18 protein-coding genes are annotated in these 23936 nt (G+C 72.3%); 4 read left to right on the forward strand and 14 right to left on the reverse strand.

Annotation, left to right across the window (positions count from 1 at the left end; translation table 11 throughout):
* Window positions 1-225 precede the first annotated feature (225 nt).
* Window positions 226-771, forward strand: a complete 546-nt coding sequence (locus IEY56_RS28630; RefSeq protein WP_268241340.1) for a DUF3099 domain-containing protein — start codon at window positions 226-228, stop codon at window positions 769-771.
* A gap of 47 nt (window positions 772-818) precedes the next feature.
* Here IEY56_RS28630 and IEY56_RS21510 read toward each other — a convergent pair whose 3' ends face one another.
* Both IEY56_RS21510 and IEY56_RS21515 read right to left on the reverse strand, forming a co-directional pair.
* Window positions 819-3107 carry a bifunctional salicylyl-CoA 5-hydroxylase/oxidoreductase gene (locus IEY56_RS21510; protein ID WP_189039002.1) on the reverse strand — a complete coding sequence of 763 codons (2289 nt, stop codon included), beginning with the start codon at window positions 3105-3107 and terminating at the stop codon, window positions 819-821.
* Window positions 3108-3138: 31 nt separating this feature from the next.
* Window positions 3139-3966 (reverse strand): enoyl-CoA hydratase family protein, encoded by an 828-nt coding sequence (locus tag IEY56_RS21515; RefSeq protein WP_189038914.1) that lies wholly within the window; start codon window positions 3964-3966, stop codon window positions 3139-3141.
* 236 nt (window positions 3967-4202) lie between these two features.
* Between IEY56_RS21515 and IEY56_RS21520 the strand changes: the two genes are divergently transcribed.
* Window positions 4203-4973 carry a sulfite exporter TauE/SafE family protein gene (locus IEY56_RS21520; RefSeq protein ID WP_189038915.1) on the forward strand — a complete coding sequence of 257 codons (771 nt, stop codon included), beginning with the start codon at window positions 4203-4205 and terminating at the stop codon, window positions 4971-4973.
* A gap of 31 nt (window positions 4974-5004) precedes the next feature.
* Here IEY56_RS21520 and argF read toward each other — a convergent pair whose 3' ends face one another.
* From argF to IEY56_RS21555, 7 genes are all read right to left on the reverse strand, one after another.
* Window positions 5005-6015, reverse strand: coding sequence for an ornithine carbamoyltransferase (gene argF / locus IEY56_RS21525; protein WP_189038916.1), 1011 nt, complete (start codon window positions 6013-6015; stop codon window positions 5005-5007).
* 376 nt (window positions 6016-6391) lie between these two features.
* Entirely contained in the window at window positions 6392-7624 is a 1233-nt protein-coding gene (locus tag IEY56_RS21530) for an arginine deiminase (protein WP_189038917.1), read from the reverse strand.
* A 94-nt stretch (window positions 7625-7718) separates the two neighbouring features.
* On the reverse strand, window positions 7719-8645 hold the full coding sequence (gene mmuM / locus IEY56_RS21535) for a homocysteine S-methyltransferase (RefSeq protein WP_189038918.1): 927 nt from the start codon (window positions 8643-8645) through the stop codon (window positions 7719-7721).
* A gap of 1 nt (window position 8646) precedes the next feature.
* On the reverse strand, window positions 8647-9570 hold the full coding sequence (locus tag IEY56_RS21540) for an LLM class F420-dependent oxidoreductase (RefSeq protein ID WP_189039003.1): 924 nt from the start codon (window positions 9568-9570) through the stop codon (window positions 8647-8649).
* 116 nt (window positions 9571-9686) lie between these two features.
* Window positions 9687-10136, reverse strand: coding sequence for a DUF6099 family protein (locus tag IEY56_RS21545; RefSeq protein WP_308424165.1), 450 nt, complete (start codon window positions 10134-10136; stop codon window positions 9687-9689).
* A 119-nt stretch (window positions 10137-10255) separates the two neighbouring features.
* Window positions 10256-10591 carry a nucleotide pyrophosphohydrolase gene (locus IEY56_RS21550; RefSeq protein ID WP_229712100.1) on the reverse strand — a complete coding sequence of 112 codons (336 nt, stop codon included), beginning with the start codon at window positions 10589-10591 and terminating at the stop codon, window positions 10256-10258.
* 83 nt (window positions 10592-10674) lie between these two features.
* Entirely contained in the window at window positions 10675-11955 is a 1281-nt protein-coding gene (locus tag IEY56_RS21555; protein WP_189038920.1) for an AAA family ATPase, read from the reverse strand.
* Window positions 11956-12210: 255 nt separating this feature from the next.
* Between IEY56_RS21555 and IEY56_RS21560 the strand changes: the two genes are divergently transcribed.
* Window positions 12211-13464, forward strand: coding sequence for a PP2C family protein-serine/threonine phosphatase (locus IEY56_RS21560; protein WP_229712092.1), 1254 nt, complete (start codon window positions 12211-12213; stop codon window positions 13462-13464).
* A 494-nt stretch (window positions 13465-13958) separates the two neighbouring features.
* Window positions 13959-14759: an SGNH/GDSL hydrolase family protein gene (locus IEY56_RS21565; protein ID WP_189038921.1), complete on the forward strand. Its 801-nt coding sequence runs from the start codon at window positions 13959-13961 to the stop codon at window positions 14757-14759.
* A 105-nt stretch (window positions 14760-14864) separates the two neighbouring features.
* Here IEY56_RS21565 and IEY56_RS28635 read toward each other — a convergent pair whose 3' ends face one another.
* Genes IEY56_RS28635 through IEY56_RS21590 form a run of 5 tightly spaced genes read right to left on the reverse strand, consistent with a single transcriptional unit; the run spans window position 14865 to window position 23936 of the window.
* Entirely contained in the window at window positions 14865-16967 is a 2103-nt protein-coding gene (locus IEY56_RS28635) for an ABC transporter ATP-binding protein (RefSeq protein WP_229712093.1), read from the reverse strand.
* 31 nt (window positions 16968-16998) lie between these two features.
* Window positions 16999-18195: a nucleotide disphospho-sugar-binding domain-containing protein gene (locus tag IEY56_RS21575; RefSeq protein WP_189038922.1), complete on the reverse strand. Its 1197-nt coding sequence runs from the start codon at window positions 18193-18195 to the stop codon at window positions 16999-17001.
* On the reverse strand, window positions 18192-18998 hold the full coding sequence (locus IEY56_RS21580; RefSeq protein WP_189038923.1) for an alpha/beta fold hydrolase: 807 nt from the start codon (window positions 18996-18998) through the stop codon (window positions 18192-18194). The genes IEY56_RS21575 and IEY56_RS21580 overlap by 4 nt, the downstream gene beginning before the upstream one ends.
* Window positions 18999-19003: 5 nt before the next feature.
* Window positions 19004-19354, reverse strand: a complete 351-nt coding sequence (locus IEY56_RS21585; protein WP_189038924.1) for an acyl carrier protein — start codon at window positions 19352-19354, stop codon at window positions 19004-19006.
* A complete protein-coding gene (locus IEY56_RS21590; protein WP_189038925.1) occupies window positions 19344-23936 on the reverse strand; it encodes a type I polyketide synthase in 4593 nt (1530 codons plus the stop codon). The genes IEY56_RS21585 and IEY56_RS21590 overlap by 11 nt, the downstream gene beginning before the upstream one ends.

The raw sequence follows: 23936 nt of genomic DNA on the forward strand, positions 1-23936 counted from the left end.
GCCCCGACCCCACCCCCCGTAGCCCGCCAGGCCACCGCAACCCCCCAGCCGTCAACCACCCGGCACACCGCCCCCACACCAACGAAACCCACCCCCGCACCCCACCCCCAGCAGACACAGGCACCCTCGGCCCAAGCCCTGCGCGCCCCCAGGCAGGCACCGGCCCCGCACCGACCAGCCAAGCTGCCGGCCTCGCCTGTGCGACCCGAGTAATACGCTGGAGGTATGTACGCGCGACGGCGCAGGCGCTATCTGGTGCTGATGACCACGTGTCTGGTGCTCTTCATCAGCGCTTGGACTTTCGTGCGGCTGCTGTCCGTCCCCGCCGCGATCGGAATGTGCCTGGTAGCCATGGTCATCCCGCCGGTCGCTGCGATCATCGGGAACCGTCGCGAGCCGGACGACCGCTGGTTCGACGAGCCCGACGAGGGCCCCTTCGACGGGTCTGAGGACCCTCGCTTCGACAACCCGCAGAGGACCGGCAGAGACGAACCCGGCCGAGACGAACCCGGCCATGCAGAGCCCGGCCGAGAAGGCACCGCTCGGAACGGGACCGGTCGGAACGGGACCGGTCGGCGCGGGGCTGGGCGGCGAGGGGCCGGACGATGGCCGGGTAGGCGAGGCGCGGGGCGCGCCAGTGGCTCCGGTGGCTCCAGTGGCCCCGGCGGGTCCGATGGCTCCAGTGGCCCCGGCGGCTCCGGTGGCTCCTCCCGCGTCCGTCGAGGGCTGCTGAGGAGGCGCTCAGGTCGCGGTGGCGCGGCTACTCACTGACGCGGGCCGGCTCCAGCCGTCCCCGCGGCACTTTCGCTGCCGGGCCCCTACAGGGCGAGGCGCGGCTTGGGTGCGTCCGTGCGGCCGGTCGGCGGGCGGCGGCTGCCCGCGCGGTAGGGCTGGGGCCAGGGCGCTCCGGGGCCCTCATAGTCCTGTTCGGCCGCGGCGTGCAGGGTCCAGTTGGGGTCGTAGAGGTGGGGCCTGCCCAGTGCGCAGAGGTCGGCGCGGCCGGCGAGCAGCAGAGAGTTGACGTCGTCCCAGGAGGAGATGGAGCCGACTGCGATGACGGGAACGCCGACGGTGTTGCGGATGCGGTCGGCGTACGGGGTCTGGTACGAGCGTCCGTAGTCGGGCTGCTCGTCCGGGACGACCTGGCCGGTGGAGACGTCGAGGGCGTCGGCGCCGTGCTGGGCGAAGGCTTCGGCCACGGCGAGGGCGTCGTCCGGGGTGATGCCGCCTCCGGCCCAGTCGGTTGCGGATATGCGGACCGTCATCGGCTTGTCGTGCGGCCAGATCTCGCGCACGGTGTCGAAGACTTCCAGGGGGAAGCGGAGCCGTGCCGCGATGCCGCCTCCGTTGTGGTCGGTACGCCGGTTGGTCAGGGGCGAGAGGAAGCTGGAGAGCAAGTAGCCGTGTGCGCAGTGCAGTTCGAGGAGGTCGAATCCGGCGCGGTCCGCTCTGCGGGCTGCTTCCGCGAACTGCTGCCGTATGTCGTCCAGTTGGCTCGCGGTCAGCTCGTCCGGCACCTGGTTGACGCCCTCGCGGTACGGGAGCGGGGAGGGCGCCACGAGCGGCCAGTTGCCCTGCGGAAGCGGCTGGTCGATGCCTTCCCACATCACGCGGGTCGAGCCTTTGCGGCCGGAGTGGCCCAGCTGGACGCCGATCGCGGTGCCAGGTGCCTGCGCGTGCACGAAGTCGGTGATGCGGCGCCAGGCTTGTTCCTGCTCCCGCGACCACAGTCCCGTGCACCGGGGTGTGATGCGGCCGCGGGGTGAGACGCAGACCATCTCCGTCATGACGAGTCCCGCGCCGCCCAGCGCCCGCGCGCCGAGGTGAACGAGGTGGAAATCGCCGGGAGTTCCGTTCTCGTCGGCCGCGGAGTACATGTCCATCGCGGAGACCACGACCCTGTTCCGCAGTTCCACCCCGCGCAGCCGGAAGGGCGTGAACATCGGGGGCGTGTCCTCGGGCACGCCGGCTTCGTCCTCGACCGCTCTGACGAAACCGGCGTCGCGCAGCCGCAGGTTGTCGTGCGTGACCCGGCGGCTGCGGGTGAGCAGGTTGAACGCGAACTGGCGGGAGGGCTGGGCGGCATACGTGGCCAGGTCCTCGAACCATTCGAGGCTTCCGCGCGCGGCGCGCTGCGTGGACGTCACGACGGGGCGCCGCTCGGCCTCGTATGCCTTGAGCGCGGCCGGCAGACCGGGCTGCTCCTCGATGCAGGCGGCGAGGGCGAGGGCGTCCTCGACGGCGAGTTTCGTGCCGGAGCCGATCGAGAAGTGCGCGGTGTGCGCGGCGTCGCCGAGCAGCACGGTGTTGCCGTGGGACCAGCGCTCGTTGACGACGGTGCGGAACGCGATCCACTGCGATTTGTTGCCGCGCAGCGGCCGTCCGGCGAGGGTCTCGGGGAAGAGTTCGGCGCACTGCCGGGCGGACTCCTCCTCGTCGAGCTGGTCGAGGCCCGCCGCGCGCCAGACCTCTTCGCGGGTCTCGACGATGACGGTGGAGGCGCCCTGGTGCCCTGCGCGGGCGCTCTCGTAGGGGTAGGCGTGCAGTTGCAGGACGCCGTGGGGGGTCTCGGCGATCTCGAACCGGAAGGCGTCGAGGGCGAAGTCGGCCGCGAGCCAGATGTAGCGGCAGCGGTGCGTCGTGGTCCGCGGGCGGAAGACGTCGGCGTGGGCTTCGCGCGTGGCGCTGTGCACGCCGTCGGCCGCCACGACGAGGTCGTGCACGCGTGCCAGCTCGCGCGCCGGCGGTGCCTCGGTGCGGAAGCGCAGCTCGACGCCCAACTCACGGCAGCGGTCGTGTAGTACGGCGAGGAGGCGCCGTCGGCCCAGGGCGGCGAAGCCGTGGCCGCCGGAGGTGAGCGTGGTGCCGCGGTGCACGATGTCGATGTCGTCCCAGCGGACGAACTCGCGCTGCAGCGCGGCGTACACGGCCGGGTCGGCGTGTTCGATTCCGCCGAGGGTCTCGTCGGAGAGGACGACTCCGAAGCCGAACGTGTCGTCGGGGGCGTTGCGTTCGTAGACGGTGACGGTGCGGGACGGGTCGAGGCGCTTGAGGAGCGCCGCGGCGTACAGTCCGCCCGGCCCGCCGCCGACGACGGCGACGCGCATGCCCCCGCCGGTCTCCTCCGACGCGCTCAACTCACTTCCCCTGCCACTTCGGTGGGCGCTTCTCCGTGAAGGAGGCGTGGAATTCGGCGTAGTCCTCGGAGTGCATCAGGAGCGCCTGGGTGGAGGCGTCCATCTCGACGGCGGCGGACAGGGGCAGGTCGAGTTCCGCGGTGAGCAGCGCTTTCGTCTGGGCGAGTGCGAGGGCGGGGCCGTCGGCGAGGCGGCGCGCGAGCTGCGAGGCGGCGTCGTGCGCCCCGCCCTCGTCCGTCAACTCGCTGATGAGGCCGATGCGTTCGGCTTCGGGAGCGCGTACGGGCTCACCGAGCATCAGGATGCGGGTGGCGTGTCCCAGGCCGACGACGCGCGGCAGCAGGTAGGCGGCTCCCATGTCGCCGCCGGAGAGGCCGACCTTGGTGAAGAGGAAGGAGAACCGGGCTGTCGGGTCCGCGACGCGGAAGTCGGCGGCGAGCGACAGCACCGCGCCCGCGCCCGCGGCGACCCCGTGCACGGCGGCAACGACGGGGAACGGCGCTTCGCGGAGTGCCCGTACGACTTGGCCCGTCATGCGGTTGAAGTCCAGGAGTCCGGCGGTGTCGGTGTCGAGCGTGGCACCGATGATCTCCTCGACGTCGCCGCCGGAGCAGAAGCCGCGCCCCTCCCCCGCCAGCACGAGCGCGCGTGCGCGGCGTTCGCGGGAGAGTTCCGCGAGGAGGTCGCGCAGGTCCGCGTAGGCCCCGAACGTGAGGGCGTTGAGGCGGGCGGGGCGGGCGAGGGTGACCGTGACGACTCCGTCGTCCTCGGTCACCTGGATGTGCTGCCAGTCGTCGGTGCGGCGGGCGGACCCCGTGTACGGGCTCATGAGACTGCTCCCTCACCCTTCGGCGTGTGGCTCGCTGGCTCGGTCACTGGCTCGCTCATGGACAGGGCCCTCCCTCGCGGCGCCGGCCCTGCGAAAGTATCACCGCTTCGTGACTGCCGTCACGGGTGCGCGATAGACGCAGCGGTGGAGGGGTCCACGGGTGCGGATAGCGTGCGGGGAGGAGACGCGTCCGGCCCGCGGGCCGGACGCCCGTACCCCGGAAAGGAACCGGTCCCATGGAGGGCGACCCGCTGATACTCGCGCTGCTGGCTCTCTTCGGGCTGCTGGGCGGTATCGGGATCACGGCGGTCGGGCCGGGCGGCGTGCTGCCCACGATCGGCATGTTCCTGCTGACGGGACTCCCGCCCGCCGGCGTGGCGGGCACCGCCATCGCCACGCACATCGCCACCGGAGCGCTCGGCACCGCCGCCTACACGCGTTCCGGACAGCTGCGTGAGCCGGGGACGAGACGGATCGCGCTGGCCCTCTCTGCGGTCGCGGTGGCCGGCGCGCCGCTGGGGGTCTTCCTCAACACCCTCGTGAGCGGCGAGGGGTTCGCGGTCCTCCTGGCCGCGGCCGTCGCCGTGACCGGGTTCCTGGTCTGGGTACGTGAGCGGCGGGCCGTCCCGGACAGCGAGGACCGGCCGGTGCGGCTGCGGCCGGCGACGGCGGGGGCGGTGGGCTTCGCGGTGTCCGTAGCGGCGGGGCTGTTCGGGCTGGGCGGCCCCATGCTGAGCGTCCCGCTGCTGGTGCTCTGCGGGCTGCCGCTGCTGCCCGCGCTGGCCGCCGCCCAGGCCCAGTCGGTGATCATCGCGGCGGCCGGGACGGTGGGGTACGCGGTCCACGGCTCCATCGACTGGACGCTCGCCCTGGTCGTCGGCCTCCCCGAACTCGCGGGCGTCATGATCGGCTGGAAGATCGCCCGCGTCGTGCCCGTACGGAAGCTCAAGTACGCGCTGGCGGCGACGCTTATGGCTCTGGCGCCCTATCTCGCCCTGCACGGCTGAGAGCGGGCCGGCTCACCCAGGACGCGGCGTGTCAGCTGCCGGCGGCCGCCAGCGTCCCGACCAGGACGGCCTTGATCGTGTGCATGCGGTTCTCCGCCTGGTCGAAGACGACCGAGTGGGCGGACTCGAAGACCTCGTCCGTGACCTCCAGGGAGTCCAGACCGTGCCTGGCGTGGATCTCCCGCCCCACGGACGTCCCGAGGTCGTGGAACGCGGGCAGGCAGTGCAGGAACTTCACGTCCGCGTTGCCGGTGGCGCGCAGCACGTCCATGGTGACGGCGTACGGGCGCAGCAGCGCGATGCGCTCGTCCCAGACCTCCTTCGGCTCCCCCATCGACACCCACACGTCGGTGGCGACGAAGTCGGCGCCTCCCACCCCCTCCTCCACGGACTCGGTGAGCGTGATGCGCGCACCGGTGCGCTCGGCGAGGGCGCGGGCCTCACGGACGACGGCCTCCTCGGGCCAGAGGCTGCGCGGGGCGGCGATCCGCACGTCCATGCCGAGCAGGGCTCCGGTCACGAGGTACGAGTTGCCCATGTTGTTCCGGGCGTCCCCGAGGTAGGCGAACGCCGTCTCGTCGAGGGGTTTCGCGCAGTGCTCGGTCATGGTGAGGACGTCGGCGAGCATCTGCGTGGGGTGCCAGTCGTCGGTCAGCCCGTTGTAGACGGGCACCCCGGCGTAGGCGGCCAGCTCCTCCACGACGGCCTGGCCGCTTCCTCGGTACTCGATCCCGTCGTACATGCGGCCGAGGACACGGGCGGTGTCGCGTGCGGACTCCTTGTGTCCCAGCTGCGATCCCGCCGGGTCCAGGTACGTGGTCCCGGCGCCCTGGTCGGCGGCGGCGACCTCGAACGCGCAGCGCGTGCGGGTCGAGGTCTTCTCGAAGACCAGCGCGATGGTCCGGCCCCGCAGCCGCTGCTGTTCGGCGCCCGCCTTCTTGGCCACCTTCAGCTCGGCTGCGAGGTCGATCAGGAAGCGGAACTCCTCGGGGCAGAAGTCCAGCTCCTTGAGGAAATGGCGGCCCGTGAGGTCTGTCGCCATGAGGACTCCTAGGTCGCAGGCTCGTTCGACAACCCTGGAATTCTATACCGCCCTATGAATGCTTATACAGGCGCCGTCCGCCACCGGCCGCCCGACCCGGCCGGGCCCGGCCAAGCCCGGCCCCGCTCACACCAGGTCCCGGCCTCGCTCACACCGGGTCCCGGCCCGGCTCAGACCGGGTCCCTCTCCACAGGGCAGCTCATGCAGCACCGTCCAGCCACAAACTTGTTCGACCCCGGGCTCGGTCCGGCTCACACCAGGTCCCGGCCCGGCTCAGACCGGGTCCCTCTCCACAGGGCAGCTCATGCAGCACCGTCCAGCCACAAACTTGTTCGACCCCGGGCTCGGTCCGGCTCACACCGGGTCCCGGCCCGGCTCAGACCGGGTCCCTCTCCACAGGGCAGCTCATGCATCGCGGGCCGCCCCGGCCCCGGCCCAGTTCGCTGCCCGGGATCTCCAGCACCTCGATCCCCAGCTTCCGCAGGTGGGTGTTGGTGGTGACGTTGCGCTCGTAGGCCAGTACGACACCCGGTTCGACGGCGAGCACGTTGCATCCGTCGTCCCACTGCTCGCGCTCCGCCGAGTGCACGTCCTGCGTGGGCGTGAGAACGCGGATGTGGTCCAGGCCCAGAGCCGCCGCGATGGCGCGGTGCATGTGCTCCGGCGGGTGGTCCGTGACCTTCAGCTCGTTCGCGCTGCCGCCCGGCTCGATGGTGTACGAGCGCAGCATGCCCAGCCCCTCGTACTGGGTGAAGGTGTCGCCGTCGACCATGGTCATCACGGTGTCGAGGTGCATGAAGGCACGGCGCTTGGGCATGTCGAGCGCCACGATCGTGGTGGCGGACCCGGCGGCGAACAGGCCGCGGGCGAGCATCTCCACCGCCTGCGGCGTGGTGCGCTCGCTCATGCCGATCAGCACGGCGCCCGAGCCGATGACGAGCACGTCCCCGCCCTCGATGGTCGAGGGGTAGGCGCCCTGCCCCTCGGACCAGACGTGGAAGCCGGTGTTCTCCGGGCTGGTGAAGAGCGGGTGGTGCCGGTAGATCGCCTCGAAGTGGACGGTCTCGCGCTGGCGGGCCGGCCAGCGCATGGCGTTGATGGAGACGCCGTCGTAGACCCACGCGGAGGTGTCGCGGGTGAACAGGTGGTTGGGCAGCGGGGCGAGCAGGAACCCGTCGAGGTCGAGCACGTGGAAGCGCACCGAGGCGGGCTCCGGGTTCGCCTCCAGGAACTCCCGCTTCGTCATGCCCCCCACCAGCGCCTCGGCCAGCTCCCGCGCGGGGAGCCGGTCGAAGGCGGCGCGCAGGTGCGCGGTCGCCAGTGGTCCGTACTCGTTCTCGTGGAAGACCCGGTCCAGTACGAGGGTGCGGGCCTCGGGGATTGCCAGCGTCTCCGTCAGCAGGTCACCGAAGAGGTGGACGGCGATACCGCGGTCGCGCAGCGCGTCCGCGAGAGCGTCGTGCTCCTGGCGCGCACGGCGCACCCACAGCACGTCGTCGAAGAGGAGCTCGTCCTTGTTGGTGGGCGTGAGCCGCTTCAGCTCCAGGTCGGGGCGGTGCAGGATGACGCGGCGCAGCCGCCCGGCCTCGGAGTCGACATGGAATCCCATGCCTCCATCCTTACCGAGGCGGCGGCGGAGTGCGCCGTGATTGTCGAAGATCCTCAAGGTCTCGGCGCTGACCGCGGGGTCGTGACGACGGTGATCACAGGGCTGCGGCACCGCCCAGGGCCGGGTCGCGGGCCAGCCGGGCGATGACGTCCGGCCCCACCCGGCAGCAGCCCCCGACCAGCCGCGCCCCACGGGCGACCCACTCCGCGGCCCACGCCTCCGGCCTGGCCGAGTAGCCCGCCGGGCCGGTGAAGGCGCGGGTGGCCGGGTCCCAGCTCTCACCGCTGTTGGGGTAGGCGACGACCGGCTTGCCCGTCGTCGCCACGGCGGCCCCGACGGCGTCGCTCACGTCGCGGGCGGCGCAGCAGTTGACGCCCACCGCCACCACCTGCTGCTCGCCGGCCGCCACCGCGAAGGCGTCGGCCAGCGGCTGACCCGCCCGCGTGCGCGGGCCGTCGACGGTGTAGCTCAGCCACACCGGGAGGCCGAACTCCCGCGACGCTCGCAGCAGGGCCTCCGCCTCGTCCGCGTCGGGCACCGTCTCCAGGGCCAGAACGTCCGGCTCGGCCGCCGCCAGGGCGGCGATCCGCGGCCGGTGGAAGGCTGCCAGCTCGCGGACGCTCAGGCCGTAGCGGCCGCGGTACTCGCCGCCGTCCGCGAGGACCGCGCCGTACGGGCCGACGGAGGCGGCCACCCACACGGGCCGGTCAGCGGCGGCCGCCCGGGCGAGCTCCACGCTGCGGCGGAAGAGGGCCTCCGCCTCGCGCCGCCCCGCGCCCGCCCGGGCGAAGCCCTCGAAGGACGCCTGGTAGCTGCCCGTGATCAGCACCCGCGCACCGGCCCGTACGTACGCCGCGTGCGCCTCCTGGACCTGCCGGGGATCGTCGGCGAGCACCCGCGCCGACCACAACTCGTCACGCAGGTCGCAGCCTTGGGCCTCCAGCTGGTTGGAGAGCCCGCCGTCCAGTACGAGCGGGCCGCGGGCCAGTGCGTCGCCCAGCGGGACTGCGGGGCGGCTCACCTCACGCCACCTGGGTCCGCACCTGTTCGGAGATCAGCTGAAGGTGGTCGAGGTCGTGCAGGTCGAGGATCTGCAGGTAGACGCGGGAGGCTCCCGCCTGCTCGTACTGCCCGATCTTGTCGACGACTTCGGCGGGGGAACCCGCCAGGCCGTGCTCCTTCAGCTCCGCGACGTCCCTCCCGATGGCCGCCGCGCGGCGGGCCACCTCGGCGTCGTCCTTCCCTACGCATGCGACCAGCGCGTTGGACAGGACGAGGCCCTCCGGGCTGCGGCCGCGCTCCTCCGCCGCCGCGCGCACCCTGCCGAACTGCGTCCGGCTGTCGGAGACGGACGCGAAGGGGATGTTGAACTCGTCGGCGAAGCGCGCGGCCAGGGCGGGCGTGCGGACCTTGCCCATGCCGCCGACGAGGATCGGCACCTTCGACTGGACGGGCTTGGGGAGGGCCGGCGAGTCGGCCAGCCGGTAGTAGGTGCCGTCGTACGCGAACTTCTCGCCGACGGGGGTGGACCACAGCCCGGTGACGATCTCCAGCTGCTCCTGGAGCCGCCCGAACTTCTCCTTCGGGAAGGGGATGCCGTACGCGGTGTGCTCCTCCTCGAACCAGCCCGCTCCGAGGCCGAGTTCCACCCTGCCGCCGGACATCGCGTCGACCTGGGCGACCTGGACCGCGAGGGGGCCGGGCAGCCGGAAAGTAGCGGCCGTCATCAGGGTGCCCAGCCGGATGGTGCTCGTCTCACGGGCCAGCCCGGCAAGGGTGATCCAGGCGTCCGTGGGGCCGGGCAGTCCGTCCGCCCCGCCCATGGCCAGATAGTGGTCGGACCGGTAGAAGGCGTCGAAGTCCAGCTCCTCGGCGGCCCTCGCCACCTGCAGCAGCGTGTCGTAGCTCGCCCCCTGCTGGGGCTCTGTGAAGATGCGCAGCTTCATGTTCCTCATCTTGCCTTCCTGCGCGGCTTCACGCTTCTGACGCGGGCGGCGGCAGGCACCCACGTCAGAGCGGCCGCAGCACGCGCTGCGCTGAGTGCCGCTGCGGCCCGGCCGGGCTACGCCGCGCCGCCGTGCTCGTGCACCGCGAGACGGCGGAGCATGGCGGTCACCCTGTCCTCCGACTCGTCCATCGCGTCGATCGCTTCGAGGACGTGCCAGTACAGCCCCTGCTGGTCCGCGGTGACGGCCACGAGGACGAGCGCCACACCGGCCTCGACGAGCAGTCCGGCGAGATCGACCAGCACACACCTCGGGTCCTGGACATCGGTCAGCCTGGCGGCGCGGGCGGCGCCCGGGGACGGCCCGAGGTGCTCCGGCGAACGGCAGGCCCGGCCGCCCACCTCGCTCAGGGCCATCGCCTCGGGACGCACCAACTGCGGGCCGCTCTCGGCCAGATGACGTCCTACTGCCTCGACAAGCGCCTGCGCCTGCCACGCCTCGGCGAGGATCTCCCGCACCGACGAACACTCCACAAGCGCATGCCGGGTGGCCTTGATGAGATGCACGGCATCCAATGTCACCACCTCCCTTCACGGTTCTCGCTACGCAGAGTGACCATCAAGGGGCTGATGAACCAGGGAGTTTGTGGAAACTTTGGACATTTCGCCCTGCATGAACACGGTCCTCACTCCATAGAGTGACCGGTTCCGGTGGTCGGGAAACGCTTCTCGTTCCGATCGATCTTCGAAGACAGCGCTTGCAGCGCGTCGACGCCCAACACCTCGCAGAACTGCAGGAGATACGCGAACACGTCCGCCACCTCGTCCTCGACCCTGTGGGCCATGTCCGGACGGGCCATCACACGGGCCGATTCCTCGGGCGTCAACCACTGGAAGATCTCGACGAGTTCGGCCGCCTCCACGCTCAGCGCGGCAGCGAGGTTCTTCGGCGTGTGGTATTGCCCCCAGTCGCGCGCGGAGGCGAACTCGGCCAGCCTCCGCTGCAGTCGGGCGACCGTCAGGTCGCCCGACTGCGAAGCCGGAGAGGACGGGGCGGCGGGGGCGGGCCGGCTGGTGCCCGGTGCGGGACGGCTGGAGGGTTCGCTCACGTCCCCAGGTCTACCAGGCGGACTCCGGGGGCCGCCTCCCGTACCGCCGCTCCCGCATCGCCCACCGCGCCCAGCAGACGCACATGCCCCCGCTCGCCCATCCGCACTGCCAGCGACAGCAGTTCGCGTGTCTGGCGGACGTCCAGTCCGCGGTCCAGACCGTCCGCCAGCACGGTCAGCGCCTGCCGCGCGGGCAGCACCTCCTGCGCCGGATCCATCGAGAGCACGCCGGGACCGGTGAGGAGCACCAGAGCCAGAGCCGTGTAACGCAACTCCCCGTCGCCCAGCCACTCCAGCGGCGTGCGCGGCCCGTCCGGTCCGCGGACCAGCAGGGCGCGCAGCATGCCCCTGTCCCGTCCGCCGTCCTCGACGTCCGACGCCAGATCGGCGACGGGACCCGCGCATCCGGCCCGCACCGCCGCGACGAGCAGGCCGTACCGGGTGGTGCACTCCATGCGCGTGCGGCGCAGCACCGCCGCCAGGTTGTCGCAGCCGCCCCGCAGCAGCCTGTCGGCCGCCGAGACGGGATCGCGCATGTTCTCCGGGCGGGGGTCGCAGGCGAAAGCGGCGCGGAGCGCCACAACGACCTGCTCCGCCGCGGCCAGCACGCGCTGCTCCTCCTTGCTGCCGCCCGCGACGCGCAGGGGCAGCAGGGCGGTCGCGAGCCGGTCGGCGGGCAGGCGCGCGCGGGTGACGCGGCCCGGCCCCGCGCTGTGCCACTCGGCCTGCACCGCGGAGTGCGACGGATCGCGGAGCGCCGTGGACAGCAGAGTGCGTCCGTCGGCGGCGGTCAGGCGCTCGCCGGCGATGCGCAGCGACGGTTCGGCCTGCACCGCCAGGTCGAGACGGACCGGGCCGGCGGGCCCGTCGACGGTGCAGCCGAACTTGAAGCCGCGGCGCCCCTGGGCGTCCGGCCGCGCCGTGCACGGCACGTACGATGCCGCTCCCCCGGCACACCGCCCGAAGACCTCGCCGAGCGCCTCCCCGCCGCCGAGCCGCGCCAGAGCCTCGTAGGCCTCCAGCACGCTGGACTTGCCGCTGCCGCTCGGGCCCGTCAGCAGCGTCACGGGCTCGAGCGGGACGGTGCACTCCTTCAGCGCACGGAAGGCGGACAGCCGCAGCCGGGTGACGGTGGCCGGAGACGGACGCGCCGCGCCCTCGTCCTGGGACGGCGGGGAGTGCTCCGCGGCAGGAGCCGAGGCGGAGACGGGAGCGGGGGCGGGGGCAGGACCGGAGACGGGGGCCGGGGCGGGAACAGGGTTGCTCGTGGCGTGCATGAACGGACGCTATGCAACCTCCGGGCCGCTGAACCGTTCCGTCTCTCCGCGGGCCCACCGAACGAGCGACAGGCCCCGGCACACCAGGGACCTTCAGCCCGGTCCCGGCGGCCCTCGCCCGCCGACCCGGCTGGCCGCCCTCGGTACCGGTGAACTCCCCCGCCCGCTCGGCGCTTCGCGGAGCCGCCCGGAGGGATCGGTGCCACGCTCGGGCTGCCCGACGGAGTCTTGCGCCACTGATCGCGGGAGGTAGGCGTGCCGGTGGACGGGAACGAGCAGGCCCACGACGGCGAGGTCCCCGTGGATCTGTCCGAGGGGTTCGGCGAACGGCTGCTGGGTCAGCTGCTCGACCGCGCGCACGAGATGCCCCCTCAGCTCATCGCCCCGCTCGTGGCGGAGGAGATCCACAGGATCGGGGGACGCGACGTCTCCATCCATCTGCAGTGCTACGAGCAGCTCCATCTGATGCCGCTGCGGGGAGCGGGCCTCGTGGCGGGCGAACCGCTCGCGATGGACGACTCCACGGCCGGCTCCGCCTTCCTCCGGCGGAGGAGTCTGGAGGAGCCGCACGGGGACGGCGTGCGCATGTACCTGCCCCTGCTGGACGGCAGCGACGAGGTCGGCATCCTCACCGTCACCCTCGATTCGGTCGGCGAGCACGACAGGCGCCTGCTGGGCCGGCTCGCGGGGCTCGTAGCCGACATGATCGTCACGAAGAACAACTACACGGACGTCTTCTTCCAGACGCGCAGGTGCAAGCCGATGCAGCTCGCGGCCGAGATCCAGTGGGCCCTGCTCCCGCCGCTGTCGATGCAGACTCCTCAGGTGGCGCTCGCGGGCGTCCTGGAGCCGGCCTACCAAGTGGCCGGGGACAGCCTGGACTACGCGCTCAACGACGAGACGCTGCACCTGGCCATCATCGACGCCATGGGGCACGGCCTGAACGCCGCGACGCTGGCGAGCGTCGCGGTGGGCGCCTACCGCCACGCCCGCAGGGGCGACGTCGGCCTGGACGAGCTGTACGCGTTCATGGACGAGGCCATCGTGGCGCAGTTCGGCCCCGACCAGTTCGTCACGGCCCAGATGATGCGGCTCGACGTGGGGACGGGCCACCTCCAGTGGTGCAACGCGGGGCATCCGCCGGCGTTCCTGATCCGCGGGCACCGGGTCGTCGGGACGCTGGAGAGCCCCACGACGCTTCCGGTGGGTTTCGGCGGCGGCACGCCGCAGGTCGCCTCGACGCAGCTTCACCCCGGGGACCTCGTGCTCTTCTACACCGACGGGCTCGTCGAGGAGCACGAGAGCGGCGGAGAGCTGTTCGGGGAGGAACGCCTCGTCGACATCGTCGAGCGGATCCTGCCGCTCGGGCAGGGCGTGCACGCGATGGTGCGCGACCTGTCCTACACGCTGATGCAGGAGCGGGGCGGCGCCACGAGCGACGACGCGACGCTCTTCCTCGTCGAGTGGCGTGGAGGCGATGTCTCCGTCCTGGCGACGCCGGATCTCTGACGCAGGGCTCGGCCCGGGTTCGGCTCCGGGGCCCGGGGCTCCGGCGCTTGGCGCGAACGTGATGGCGGCGGCGGGGTGCGTGGCCGCGCGGCGGCCGCAGCAGGAGTTGCGTTCGCTAACCGACTCACCGTCAGAAGCCGTGCGACGGCACCGCGGCAGGAGCGGGGAGGCCGTCCCGAACCGGGACGCGGCTGGCAGCCGCGGTGCCCGCCCCCGGCTTCGCGAACGGGGCGCCCCGCACTTGCGGAAGCGCATACATCCGGGCAGCCGATAACTCCCGCAATTTTGACGGAAAGGCCTGAGGAAATGTCACCGGAGAGGCGATCCGAAAGTGGCGGGAATTGCTACTGGCGCGGCACCGCGATCATGATTTCCGGAGCCTGCGTTTATCGAACTGTGACCAAAAATCTGCTAGTTGACATGTACTCATCTGGTCCTTCACCTGCTAATTCTTAGATGTTCACATCCCCCACACCTTCGGAGAAGACAACTTCATGCGCACATTAAAGCTGCTGTTCGCCGCCGTGCTGGCGTTCGTGGCCGTGGCCTTCACAGCACCAGGGTCACATGCGGCCGAGGGTAAATATGTCGCTCTGGGAGATTCGTACACCGTCGCGGTAGGCACCAATACCTACGACAACCCGGACGACGCCTGCCGGCGCGGCCCCACCTCCTACACCAGGCTGTGGGCCGCCGCGCACCCGAACGTCGGTTTCGTGGAAGCGGCGTGCTCCGGCGCGACCACGGCAGACGTGCTCAGCACGCAGGTCGGCCAGCTGACCGCGGACACGTCCCTGGTGACTGTTCAGGTCGGCGGCAACGACGTCGGTTTCGTCGACGTTCTGAAGAACTGCATTCTCACCGCGGACGACGACGACTGCCTGGCAGGGGTCGAAGCGGCAAAGGCAGCTGCGAACAGCCAGCTGTCCCCGCAGCTTTCGAAGACGTACGCGGCCGTTCGCGCTGCCGCGCCGTCCGCGAAAGTCATCGTCGTCGGATATCCCCGGCTCTACACAATTGGAGGTGACTGCGGCATTCTCGGCCTCAGCGACAAGGAGCGCACCGCTCTGAACTCCGCGGCCGACACGCTTGCCGAGATCATGTCCGCGCGTTCGAAGGAAGCAGGCTTCACTTTCCTCGACGCGCGTCCTGTGTTCGACCCGCACACGATCTGCTCCGGCAACTCGGAATGGGTCACCAGCCTCGAGTGGGAAAAGCTCAACGAGTCCTACCACCCGAACGTCGAGGGTCACAGGGACGGCTACCTCGCCGCCCTCAACCCCCTGATGGGCTGACAGATCTGAGCCCGCCGGTCTCCGGCGGACAGCAAGGGCGCCCGTCCTCGTGACGGGCGCCCTTCGCTTGGCCGGGCCCGCCTCGGGGGCCGGTCTCCGGGGGGACTAGCGGCCGGCCTTCGCGAGCTTGTCCGACGAGTCGTCGTCCTCGCCCACGAGCATCTGGGAAGCGGCGAGTTCCCGGTAGAGGGGGTCGGACTTGACCAGCTCTTTGTGGCTGCCGAACGCGCGGACCTCGCCGTGCTCCATGACGACGATCTGGTCCGCGTGCGTGACCGTCGAGAGCCTGTGGGCGATGGCGATCACCGTGCACTTGCGGGCCGCCTGGTCGACGGCCTCCCGCAGTGCCTGCTCGTTGCGGGCGTCGAGCTGGGCCGTCGCCTCGTCGAGCAGCAGCACCTCGGGCTTGCGCAGCAGCGCGCGGGCGATCGCGAGGCGCTGGCGCTCACCGCCGGACAGCGAGACGCCGCGGTTGCCCACCTCGGTGCGCAGGCCGTCGGGGAGCCGCGCGATCAGCGCGTCGAGCCGCGTCACGCGCAGGGCTTCGGCGATGTCCTCCTCCGAGGCGTTCGTCGCCGAGTACTTCAGGTTGTCCTCCAGGGTTCCGGCCATGACCGGCGAGTCCTGCTCGACGTACGCGATGCGCCTGCGCACCTCGGCACGGCGCATGGTCTCGATGTCGACGCCGTCGATGACGATGCGCCCGGCCGTCGGGTCGTAGAAGCGCTGGAGCAGCGCGAACATGGTCGTCTTGCCCGCGCCGGACAGGCCCACCAGGGCGGTCTGCGTGCCGCCGGGGATGGTGATGTCGATGCCCTTCAGCGCCGTGCCGCGCCCCGGGTAGGAGAACCGCACGTCCTGGAACTGGATGGTGGGCGGGCCGGGGATCTTCAGCTTCAGCGTGGACGGGCCGTCGATGCCGGTGTCCTGGCCACTCGCGGGGGCGGCCTGGCCCGGCACCTCGAAGCCCTGACCGTTCGTGTGCGCGTTCGGCGGGACGTAGGACTTTCCGTACGCGGGCAGCGGCCCCGTCGCCGTCCCGTTGCCGTTGCCGTTGCCGTTGCCGTTCGCGTTCGCACCGGCCGCGGGAAGCGCGGGGAGGATCGGCTCCTCGTCGACGTCCGCCTCGACGGCCATGCGCTTGATCTGCTCGATGCGGCCCACCGCGCCGAGACCCTGCTGGAGCATGCCGAGCCCCGCGACGAGGGAGCCGATCGGGCTGGCCAGGTAGAAGACGTAGAGCAGGAACGCGATCAGTTCGGGCGTCTCGAGGTCGCCGGAGGCCACGAGCGCGCCGCCCACGCCGAGGACGGCGAGGAAGGCGGCCTGGATGGAGACGCCGGAGAGGATCTTGACGACGGCGACGTAACGGGCGCCCACCAGGCCCGCCTGGTACGCGCCGTCGATCGCCCGTTCGGCGACCTCCGTCTCACGGTCCTCGGCGCCGTTGGCCTTGACGGTACGCGCGGCGCCGAGCGTGCGGTCCAGCGCTGCGCCGACGGCACCGATCGACTCCTGCGCGCGGGAGACGGCCTTGCGGATGCGGGGCAGGATGCCGCCCATCACCAGACCCACCGTCAGCAGCACGCCGATCGTGACGCCCAGCAGCCCCAGGTGCACGACTCCCATGAGCACGGCCGCGCCGAGGATGCTGAGCACGCCGTTGGCGATCATCACCAGACCCTCGGTCGCCGCGTTCTGCAGCAGCGTGCTGTCCGAGGTGACACGGGCGATCAGGTCGCCCGGCGGACGGCGGTCCAGCTCCGGGATGCGCAGCCGGATCAGGCGGAAGACGAGGTCCTGGCGCACCCGGCGGACGACGCGCTCCGACGTGCGCTGCTGCCACCAGGACTGCAGGCCGGTGAGGCCGGCGCCCGCCACGACGAGACCGCCCAGCACGATGACGGGGCCGACCACGTCGCCGTCGTCGGCGAGGGAGTTCAGCACCTGCTGCGCCACCAGCGGCTGCGCCAGTCCCGCCCCGCTCGCGGCCAGCACGAGCAGCAGCGTCGCGAAAAGCACCAGGCGGTGGGGGCGCGCGTATCCCATCAGCACCCGCAGGGGCGCACGCTTGCGGTGGTCGATGCGGAGGATGCTGGCCCGTGGGTGCCCTGCGGTGCCGGGCACGGTCGGCTGCGGGGGTGCGGGAGGGGGCTGGGAGCCCTGGAAGAGCCCGAAGTGTTCGGGACTTCTCGGAGCCGTCGTCATGTGGGAGTCCTCAGGTCGCATTCGGACGGGTTCAGCGTGCTGCCTGGGCGTCCGCCGGCCGGGCTGCGATGCGGTCGAGATGGTCGGCGGCGGCGAGCACCCCGCCGGCGTCGCGGAAGGAGCGCCCGATCGCCTCGGCTGCCGCCCGGTGTCCTCCCTCTGTGCCGAGGACGGACTCGACGGCCGCGGCCAGCCGTGGGGCGTCCACCCTGTTGAAGCGCACCCTCACGCCGGCGCCCGCGTCGACCACCTGCCCGGCGACGATCGGCTGGTCGTCGCGGATGGGGGCCACGACGAGCGGAACCCCGTGCCACAGGGATTCGCAGACGGTGTTGTGGCCGGCGTGGCAGACGACGGCGTCGAGGTGCGGGAGCAGGTCGAGCTGGGGCACGTACTCGCGCACGAGGACGCTCTCCGGAACTCCGCCGGGCATTCCGTCGAGGACGCCTCCGGGGTCGACGACGATGCCCTGCACCCGCTCGCGCAGCGCGTGGAGCGCGCCGACCGCCTCCGTGAGGAAGCGCGTACCGGCGTCGAGGTTGGCGGTGCCGAGCGTGACGAGGACCTTGCGGCGGCGCGGGTCCAGGTCCCCGTACGGGAAGTCGCTCTGCGCGGCGCGCGGGGCGATCGCGGGCCCGACCAGCTCGATACGGTCGCTGGGCAGCGGTGCGTCGCCGAGTAGCGCGCGCCCTGTGAAGGCGATGACTCCGTGCGGCGAGTAGCGGGGGTCGGTCGTCTTCCGCGGGTCGCCGAAGCTCTCGCGCAGGGAGGCGAAGATGCCCTTCAGCCAGGCGTCGACCTTGGGCATCGAGGAGAGCGGGTCGGTCAGTTCGGCCGAGGTGCTCACCGACGTCACGTAGGGGATGCCGCGCCGCTCGGCGACGAGGGCGCCCGCGACGGCGTGCTGGTCGTGGACGATCACGTCCGGGCCGAACGCCTCGACGGCCGACTCGACGCCCGGGGCCATCAGTTCGGCCAGCGGGGCGAAGAACTCCTCCCACAGGAAGCGGAACGCGGCGGGCCCGGTGAGCTTGGCGGGGCGCTTCAGTCCGACGTCCGGCATCCGCGTCTCGAAGACCACGGCGTCCGCTCCGGCGAGGCGGTGGATCTGCTCGGGGTAGCCCGCCCACGCCACGCGGTGCCCGCGCCGGGCCAGTTCGTCCGCGACGCCGAGCAGCGGGTTGATGTGCCCGACCAGAGGGGGGACGACGAGGAGGAAGCGAGTCACCGTACTGCCTCGGTCAGTTCGTGCTCCCGTACCCACGCCAGGAGGATGTCGCGGGTGTCCTCAGTGCGCTCCACGAGGACGGAGTGCCCCTGGTCGGGCAGCACCACGGTGCGGCAGCGGTCGAGTTTGGCCTCCAGGGACGGCACTTGGGCCGACAGCCCCGACTCGTCGCCGAATATCGCCAGCAGCGGGCAGCCGATCGCGGAGAGGTCGTCGGATATGACGCGTCCGCTGGGGACGTCCTCGGCGAGGGTGGTGGTCTGCAGGATGCGGCTCGCACCGCGCGAGAGGCGGGCGGTGTGCGCGCCGTGGTTGTCCTTGATCCAGCCGATGACCTCTTCGTGCTTCAGCCGGTCCTTGGCGTCGGCGAGCCCCTCGGCCATGTGCTGGGTCCACTCCACGACGGGCGGCTCGGACTCGATCATGCTGACGGTCGCGACGCGGTCGGGGTGCCAGGCGGCGGCAGCGGCGGCGATCGTGCCGCCGAAGGAGTTGCCGACGACGTGGACGCGGCGGTGCTCTCCGAGCGCGTCGAGCAGCCCGGCGAGGTCGCCGACGAAGCGTTCGAGCTGGTAGCCCGTCTCGGGCCGGTCGCTCCTTCCGTGGCCGCGCAGGTCGTACATGATCACGTCGATGCCCTCGGCGGCGAAGGCCGGGCCGAGCGTGAAGTAGTAGCTGGCCAGGCTGTCCGTGAGCAGGCCGTGCACGAAGACCACGACCGGCGGCTCGCCGAGCGCCTCGTCGCGGCCGGCGGCGGGCAGTCTCTGCACGTGGGTGGTGATCTCTCCCGTGGAGATCTTCATCCGGATCAGCCCGCTTCCGTGGCGCGCAGCGATTCCACTACATGGTCGACGAGCTGCCCGACGGTCAGCGCGATGATCTCGTCGAGTTCCAGCTCCGCCACGAACTCGGCGAAGTTGACGCGGTCACCGTAGTGCTCGCGCAGCGACCCGGACAGCGCCACGAGGTCGATGCTCTCCAGCTCGAGATCGTCGTGGAAGGTGGTCTCCCGGCCGATCTCGGCCTCGTCGAGTCCGTAGTCCTCGAGCAGCGCCCGCAGCATGCCGGAGATGTCCGCCAGCACGGCCCCCTCGTCGGTTCCCGACGGCGCCTGCCCGACGGGCTGCACCGGTGCGAACCCGGTCGCGTCAGTGGTCATTTCGCACTCCTGTTTCCTCGTATGCGGTCGTCCAGGCGACCACGTACTGCCGCTCGGGCAGGCCCGGCGGATTGGATGTAACGCGCACCCGCACGTCGTGCGAATGGCCCCCGTACATCACGCGGAGCCGGCCGGTCTCCGCCGCCACCACGCGGTAGTCGGCCGGACGTCCCCGCAGTCCCGTTCCGCGCAGCTTCGCGACGGCCTCCTTGGCCGCCCAGAACCGCGTGAACCAGACGGCTTCACCGTCCTGGCCGGGCTCTGCGCCGCCCGCGCCCTCGGACACTTCGCGCAGCAAGGCGAGCTCCTCCCGGCCGCACGCCGTCTCGACAGTGGCGCGCGGACGTTCGGTGATCTCCTCGACGTCGATACCGCACGGCCCGCGCCGCGCGATGGCGACACCGCACTCCGCGCGGTGCGCGATCGACACCACCAGGCCGTCGCCGAGTTCGCGGCCGTGCACGCCCCGCACGAAGGGGCGGCCCTCGTCGTCGTTGTGCACCGCGATCTCGGCCGGGTAGACGTCGCCCGCCCCCTCCGACCACAGCACGTCGCGCACCGCGTCCTTCGCCGCGATGCGGCCGAGGAGGAACTGCCGCCTGCGGACGGGCGGAAGCTCGCCGTAGCCGGTGCGCTCCGCGCTGCCGAGGACGTTGCGCATCATCAGCTCGCGCGTCGCCAGGTCGGGCCAGCGCTCGTGCACCTGCGCGTAGCCCTCGGGGTGCCGGGTGGAGAGCGTGTTGGAGCCGGGGAAGCGGTCCACGGCCCGGATGCCGGGGTCGGTGTCGAACCGGCGGTCCGTCCAGCCGTGCAGCTCCGCCCAGACGCGGCCCCGGTGGAGCAGCTGCATGTCGGCGGTGAGCGTGCTGTGGGTGAGCCCGGTGATGCGGATCGAGCATTCCAGCCGCTCGCCGGGGCCCGGTTCGGGACCGTGGAAGCGGATGCGGTCCATGCTGACGGGGAAGACCGTGGTGCGCTCGGTGAGCGTCGCCATGATCCAGTAGCCCAGCAGCTGCCCCACGTTGTCCAGCAGGGAGCCCGGCGCCTCGGGCGCGGTGAGGACGCCCCGCACGTGGCGGTCGCCGATGGCGGTCAGTTCGCTGACCCCCTGGAAGAGGGGTCCGTGGAACATCCACCGCTCCGTGTAGAGCTGTTCGGCGCGCATCTCGGGGACGCGCTCCGCGGCCGGGTCGAACGTCCAGGCATCGGGCGGCGGTCGGTGCTGCCCGGCGAGCTGGACGACGGCCTGCGAGGAACCGGTGAGGGCCACCTCGACCTCGTCGGGAGCGATCCGACGCACCGTCACCGGGACGTCGACCGAGGGCACGGCCTCGATCCACTTCAGCAGCCGCACCTCCCGCAGCCCGACGGCGCGCATCCCCGGGGCTGCACGCTCGGCGAACTCCATGAGGTGCTTGATGACGGTCGTGGCCGGGACGATCGGCCAGCGGTCGGCGGGGTCGGGCCAGCCGGGGCGCTGCCGGAAGAAGCAGTGGTCGAGGAGGTAGGGCATCTCCTCGACGCCCACCCGCAGCACCGGAGGCACGTCCGCGGCCGGGGGCTCGGCGGCGCGCGGCGCGGGTACGGCGGGGCGCCGCACCGGTCCGCGTGGGGGTGCGGCCCGCCGGGCGGCGCCGGCGCCGATGAGGTCCGCCGCGGCCGACGCGGTGTCGTTCAGGAGCGCGGAGAGTTCCGCTGCCAGCGGGTTGCGCGCACCTGCCTGGTCGAGGCGGGTGAGGGAGGCGGAGGACGCCGCGACCGCGGGCCTTGCGGCGGTGTCCGCGGCCGCTCCCGCGAGCGATCCCCGTACGGACTCGGGCAGGGAGATCAGCGCGCCGCCCAGGTCGAGGCGCACGCCGGGCCGCTTCGTCTTGCCCGGCGCCGGCTGCGCCGCGGTACGGGCTGCGGCCGCCGGACGGTCGTCCCGCTGCAGGAGGGGCGCGACGTCGGGCTCGGCGCCGTCCACCCACAGCGCGGTGACGACCCTGCGCAGCTGCGCGAGGCTGTCGCGGTTCCCGGCGTGGGCGGAGACGACGAGGTGGTCCCGTCCGGAGAGGGTGTCGTCGATGAGGGAGCCGAGCTGTCCCGCGCCGAGCTGGATGAAGGCGCGGTGTCCCGCTTCGTACATCGCGGAGACCATCAGCCGGAACCGCACGGGTTCCAGCAGGTGCCGCACGAACAACTCCCGTACGGCTTCCGGCTCTTCCGGGTAGAGCGACGCCGTCGTCGCGGACCACACGGGAGTGGTCTGCGGGTGCAGCGTGTAGCTCTCGGCGGCGGCGCGGATGGGGCCGAGGTACGGGGCGAGCATCGGGGTGTGGAAGCCGGATCGGAACGGCAGCACCTGCCCGATGACGCCGCGGGCGCGCATGCGCACGACGACGGCCTCCACCGCGTCCTCGGGGCCGCAGATCATCGACTGGTTGGGCGCGTTGTCGTGGGAGAGCACCACGTCGCCGCGGCCGTCCAGTTCGGCGAGCACCTGCTCGGCGGGCATGCCGAGCACGCCGAAGACGGCGCCCGGGACCCGCAGAGCGTCCGGGTCGAACCCGGCGAGGAACGCGTCGACCTCGTCGGCGGAGTGGATCCCGCCGCACGCCATCGCCGTCCACTCGCCGACGCTGTGGCCTGCCACGGCGTCGGGGACGACCGCGAGCCTGCGCAGCGCGGCGTCCAGCACCCTGCCGAGCTGGAAGACGGCGGCGCCGTGGCGGCCGACGTCGCCGACCTTCGCGCCGTTCTCCTCGCCGCCGTGCGGCCATTCGAGGCCGAACCGTTCGGCGAGTTCGGCCACGCGGGGCTCGAACTCGGCCTCCAGGCCGGGGAAGACGAACGCGGTGCGGCCGCCGGCCGGGCCGAGCATCGGGCTGGGGCTGAACCACACGTCGCTGCGTCCCCGCCACGGCGCGCCCTTGCCCACGGCCTTGCGTGCCAGTTTCAGGCGGCGTGCCGTGGGGTCGACGACGCCCAGGCGGCACGGCTCCGTGACCCTGGACCGCTCGTCCAGTCCGGACGCGAGGACGGCCGAGTCCTCCCGGTCCAGGAGGGCCGCGAGCTCCTCGGGCGTCTCCGCCGCCAGCCGCAGCACCCGCTCCGGTTCGGTGACGGTGACGGCTGCCCGGGCCGGGGCCGTGGCGTCGGCCGCGGGGGTGGTCGCGGCTGCTGCGCGGCCGGCGGGCTGCTCCAGTACGACGTGGGCGTTGATGCCGCCGAAGCCGAAGGCGTTGACACCGGCCCGGCGCGGCGCTCCCGACTCCGGCTGCTGCCACGGCTGGGCCTCGGCGAGCGGACGGAAGCGGGTGCGCTCCAGCGCGGGGTGCGGGTCGTCGCAGTGCAGCGTGGGAGGCAGCACTCCGTGGTGGACGGCGAGCGCGGCCTTGATGAATCCGGCGATCCCCGCGGCCGGCATGGTGTGGCCGATCATCGACTTCACGGAGCCGATGGCGGCGGGCGAGCCGTCCGGGGCTTCGCCGAACACCTCGCCGAGAGTGGTCAGTTCGGCGCCGTCACCGGCGGGGGTGGCGGTGCCGTGCGCCTCGATCAGGCCGACGGCGTCGGCGGCGCGCGGGTCGAGCCCGGCCACGTCCCACGCCTGGCGCACGGCCCGTACCTGCCCGCCGGGGTCCGGGTTGAACAGGCTCGCGGACCGCCCGTCGCTGGCCACGCCGGTTCCGGCGACGACGGCGTAGACGCGGTCGCCGTCGCGTTCGGCGTCCGCCAGCCGCTTCAGCACGACGACGCCGGTGCCCTCACCGATCAGCACCCCGTCCGCGTCGCGGTGCAGGGGCCTGATCCGCTGGCTGCGGGAGAGCGCGCCGAGCTGGCTGAAGACGCTCCACAGGGTGATGTCGTGGCAGTGGTGGACGCCGCCGGCGAGCATGATGTCGCAGCGTCCGGCGTCGAGTTCGCGCACCGCGTGGTCGACGGCCACCAGTGACGACGCGCAGGCGGCGTCGACGGTGTACGCCGGTCCCCGCAGGTCGAGCCGGTTGGCGACACGGGATGCGGCCAGGTTCGGTACCAGCCCGATCGCCGACTCGGGTGCCTCCGGGCCGAGTTGCTCGGCGAAGGCGGACCGCACCTGCTCCAGGCGGTCGTCGTCGAGTTCCGGCACCAGCTCGCGCAGGGTGCGCATGATCTGGTTGCTGGTACGCACCCGCTGGTCGAGCCGGACCAGTCCGGGCGTCAGGTAGCCGCCGCGGCCCAGCACGACGCCCGCGCGCTGACGGTCCGCGGGGAGGATCGCCTCTCCGCCCGCGTCCTCGATGGACTGGTGCGCCACGTCCAGCGCGATCAGCTGGTCGGGTTCGGTGCCCGGCACCGAGTTGGGCATGATGCCGAAGCGGGTCAGGTCGTACTCGGCGGCCTGGTCGACGAAGCCGCCGCGGCGGCAGTAGACCCGGTCGGCCCGCGGGGGCCCGTCCGCCGCGTAGAACCCCTCGTCCCAGCGCCCGGCCGGCACGTCGGTGATGGCGTCGACGCCGCCGAGGATGTTCCGCCAGTAGCCGTCGAGGCCGGCCGCGCCCGGGAAGAGCGCGGCCATCCCGACGACGGCGACCGGCGTGCGCGAGGGGGTTGCCAC

This window comes from Streptomyces daqingensis (assembly GCF_014645895.1).
Taxonomy (GTDB): Bacteria; Actinomycetota; Actinomycetes; order Streptomycetales; family Streptomycetaceae; genus Streptomyces; species Streptomyces daqingensis.

Bases quoted from the DNA above. Each gene is read 5' to 3' on its own strand.
- IEY56_RS28630 (WP_268241340.1), top strand. From the start codon at position 226: ATGTACGCGCGACGGCGCAGGCGCTATCTGGTGCTGATGACCACGTGT.
- IEY56_RS21510 (WP_189039002.1), bottom strand. From the start codon at position 3,107: ATGCGCGTCGCCGTCGTCGGCGGCGGGCCGGGCGGACTGTACGCCGCG.
- IEY56_RS21515 (WP_189038914.1), bottom strand. From the start codon at position 3,966: ATGAGCCCGTACACGGGGTCCGCCCGCCGCACCGACGACTGGCAGCAC.
- IEY56_RS21520 (WP_189038915.1), top strand. From the start codon at position 4,203: ATGGAGGGCGACCCGCTGATACTCGCGCTGCTGGCTCTCTTCGGGCTG.
- argF (WP_189038916.1), bottom strand. From the start codon at position 6,015: ATGGCGACAGACCTCACGGGCCGCCATTTCCTCAAGGAGCTGGACTTC.
- IEY56_RS21530 (WP_189038917.1), bottom strand. From the start codon at position 7,624: ATGGGATTCCATGTCGACTCCGAGGCCGGGCGGCTGCGCCGCGTCATC.
- IEY56_RS21540 (WP_189039003.1), bottom strand. From the start codon at position 9,570: ATGAAGCTGCGCATCTTCACAGAGCCCCAGCAGGGGGCGAGCTACGAC.
- IEY56_RS21555 (WP_189038920.1), bottom strand. From the start codon at position 11,955: ATGCACGCCACGAGCAACCCTGTTCCCGCCCCGGCCCCCGTCTCCGGT.
- IEY56_RS21565 (WP_189038921.1), top strand. From the start codon at position 13,959: ATGCGCACATTAAAGCTGCTGTTCGCCGCCGTGCTGGCGTTCGTGGCC.
- IEY56_RS28635 (WP_229712093.1), bottom strand. From the start codon at position 16,967: ATGACGACGGCTCCGAGAAGTCCCGAACACTTCGGGCTCTTCCAGGGC.
- IEY56_RS21580 (WP_189038923.1), bottom strand. From the start codon at position 18,998: ATGAAGATCTCCACGGGAGAGATCACCACCCACGTGCAGAGACTGCCC.
- IEY56_RS21585 (WP_189038924.1), bottom strand. From the start codon at position 19,354: ATGACCACTGACGCGACCGGGTTCGCACCGGTGCAGCCCGTCGGGCAG.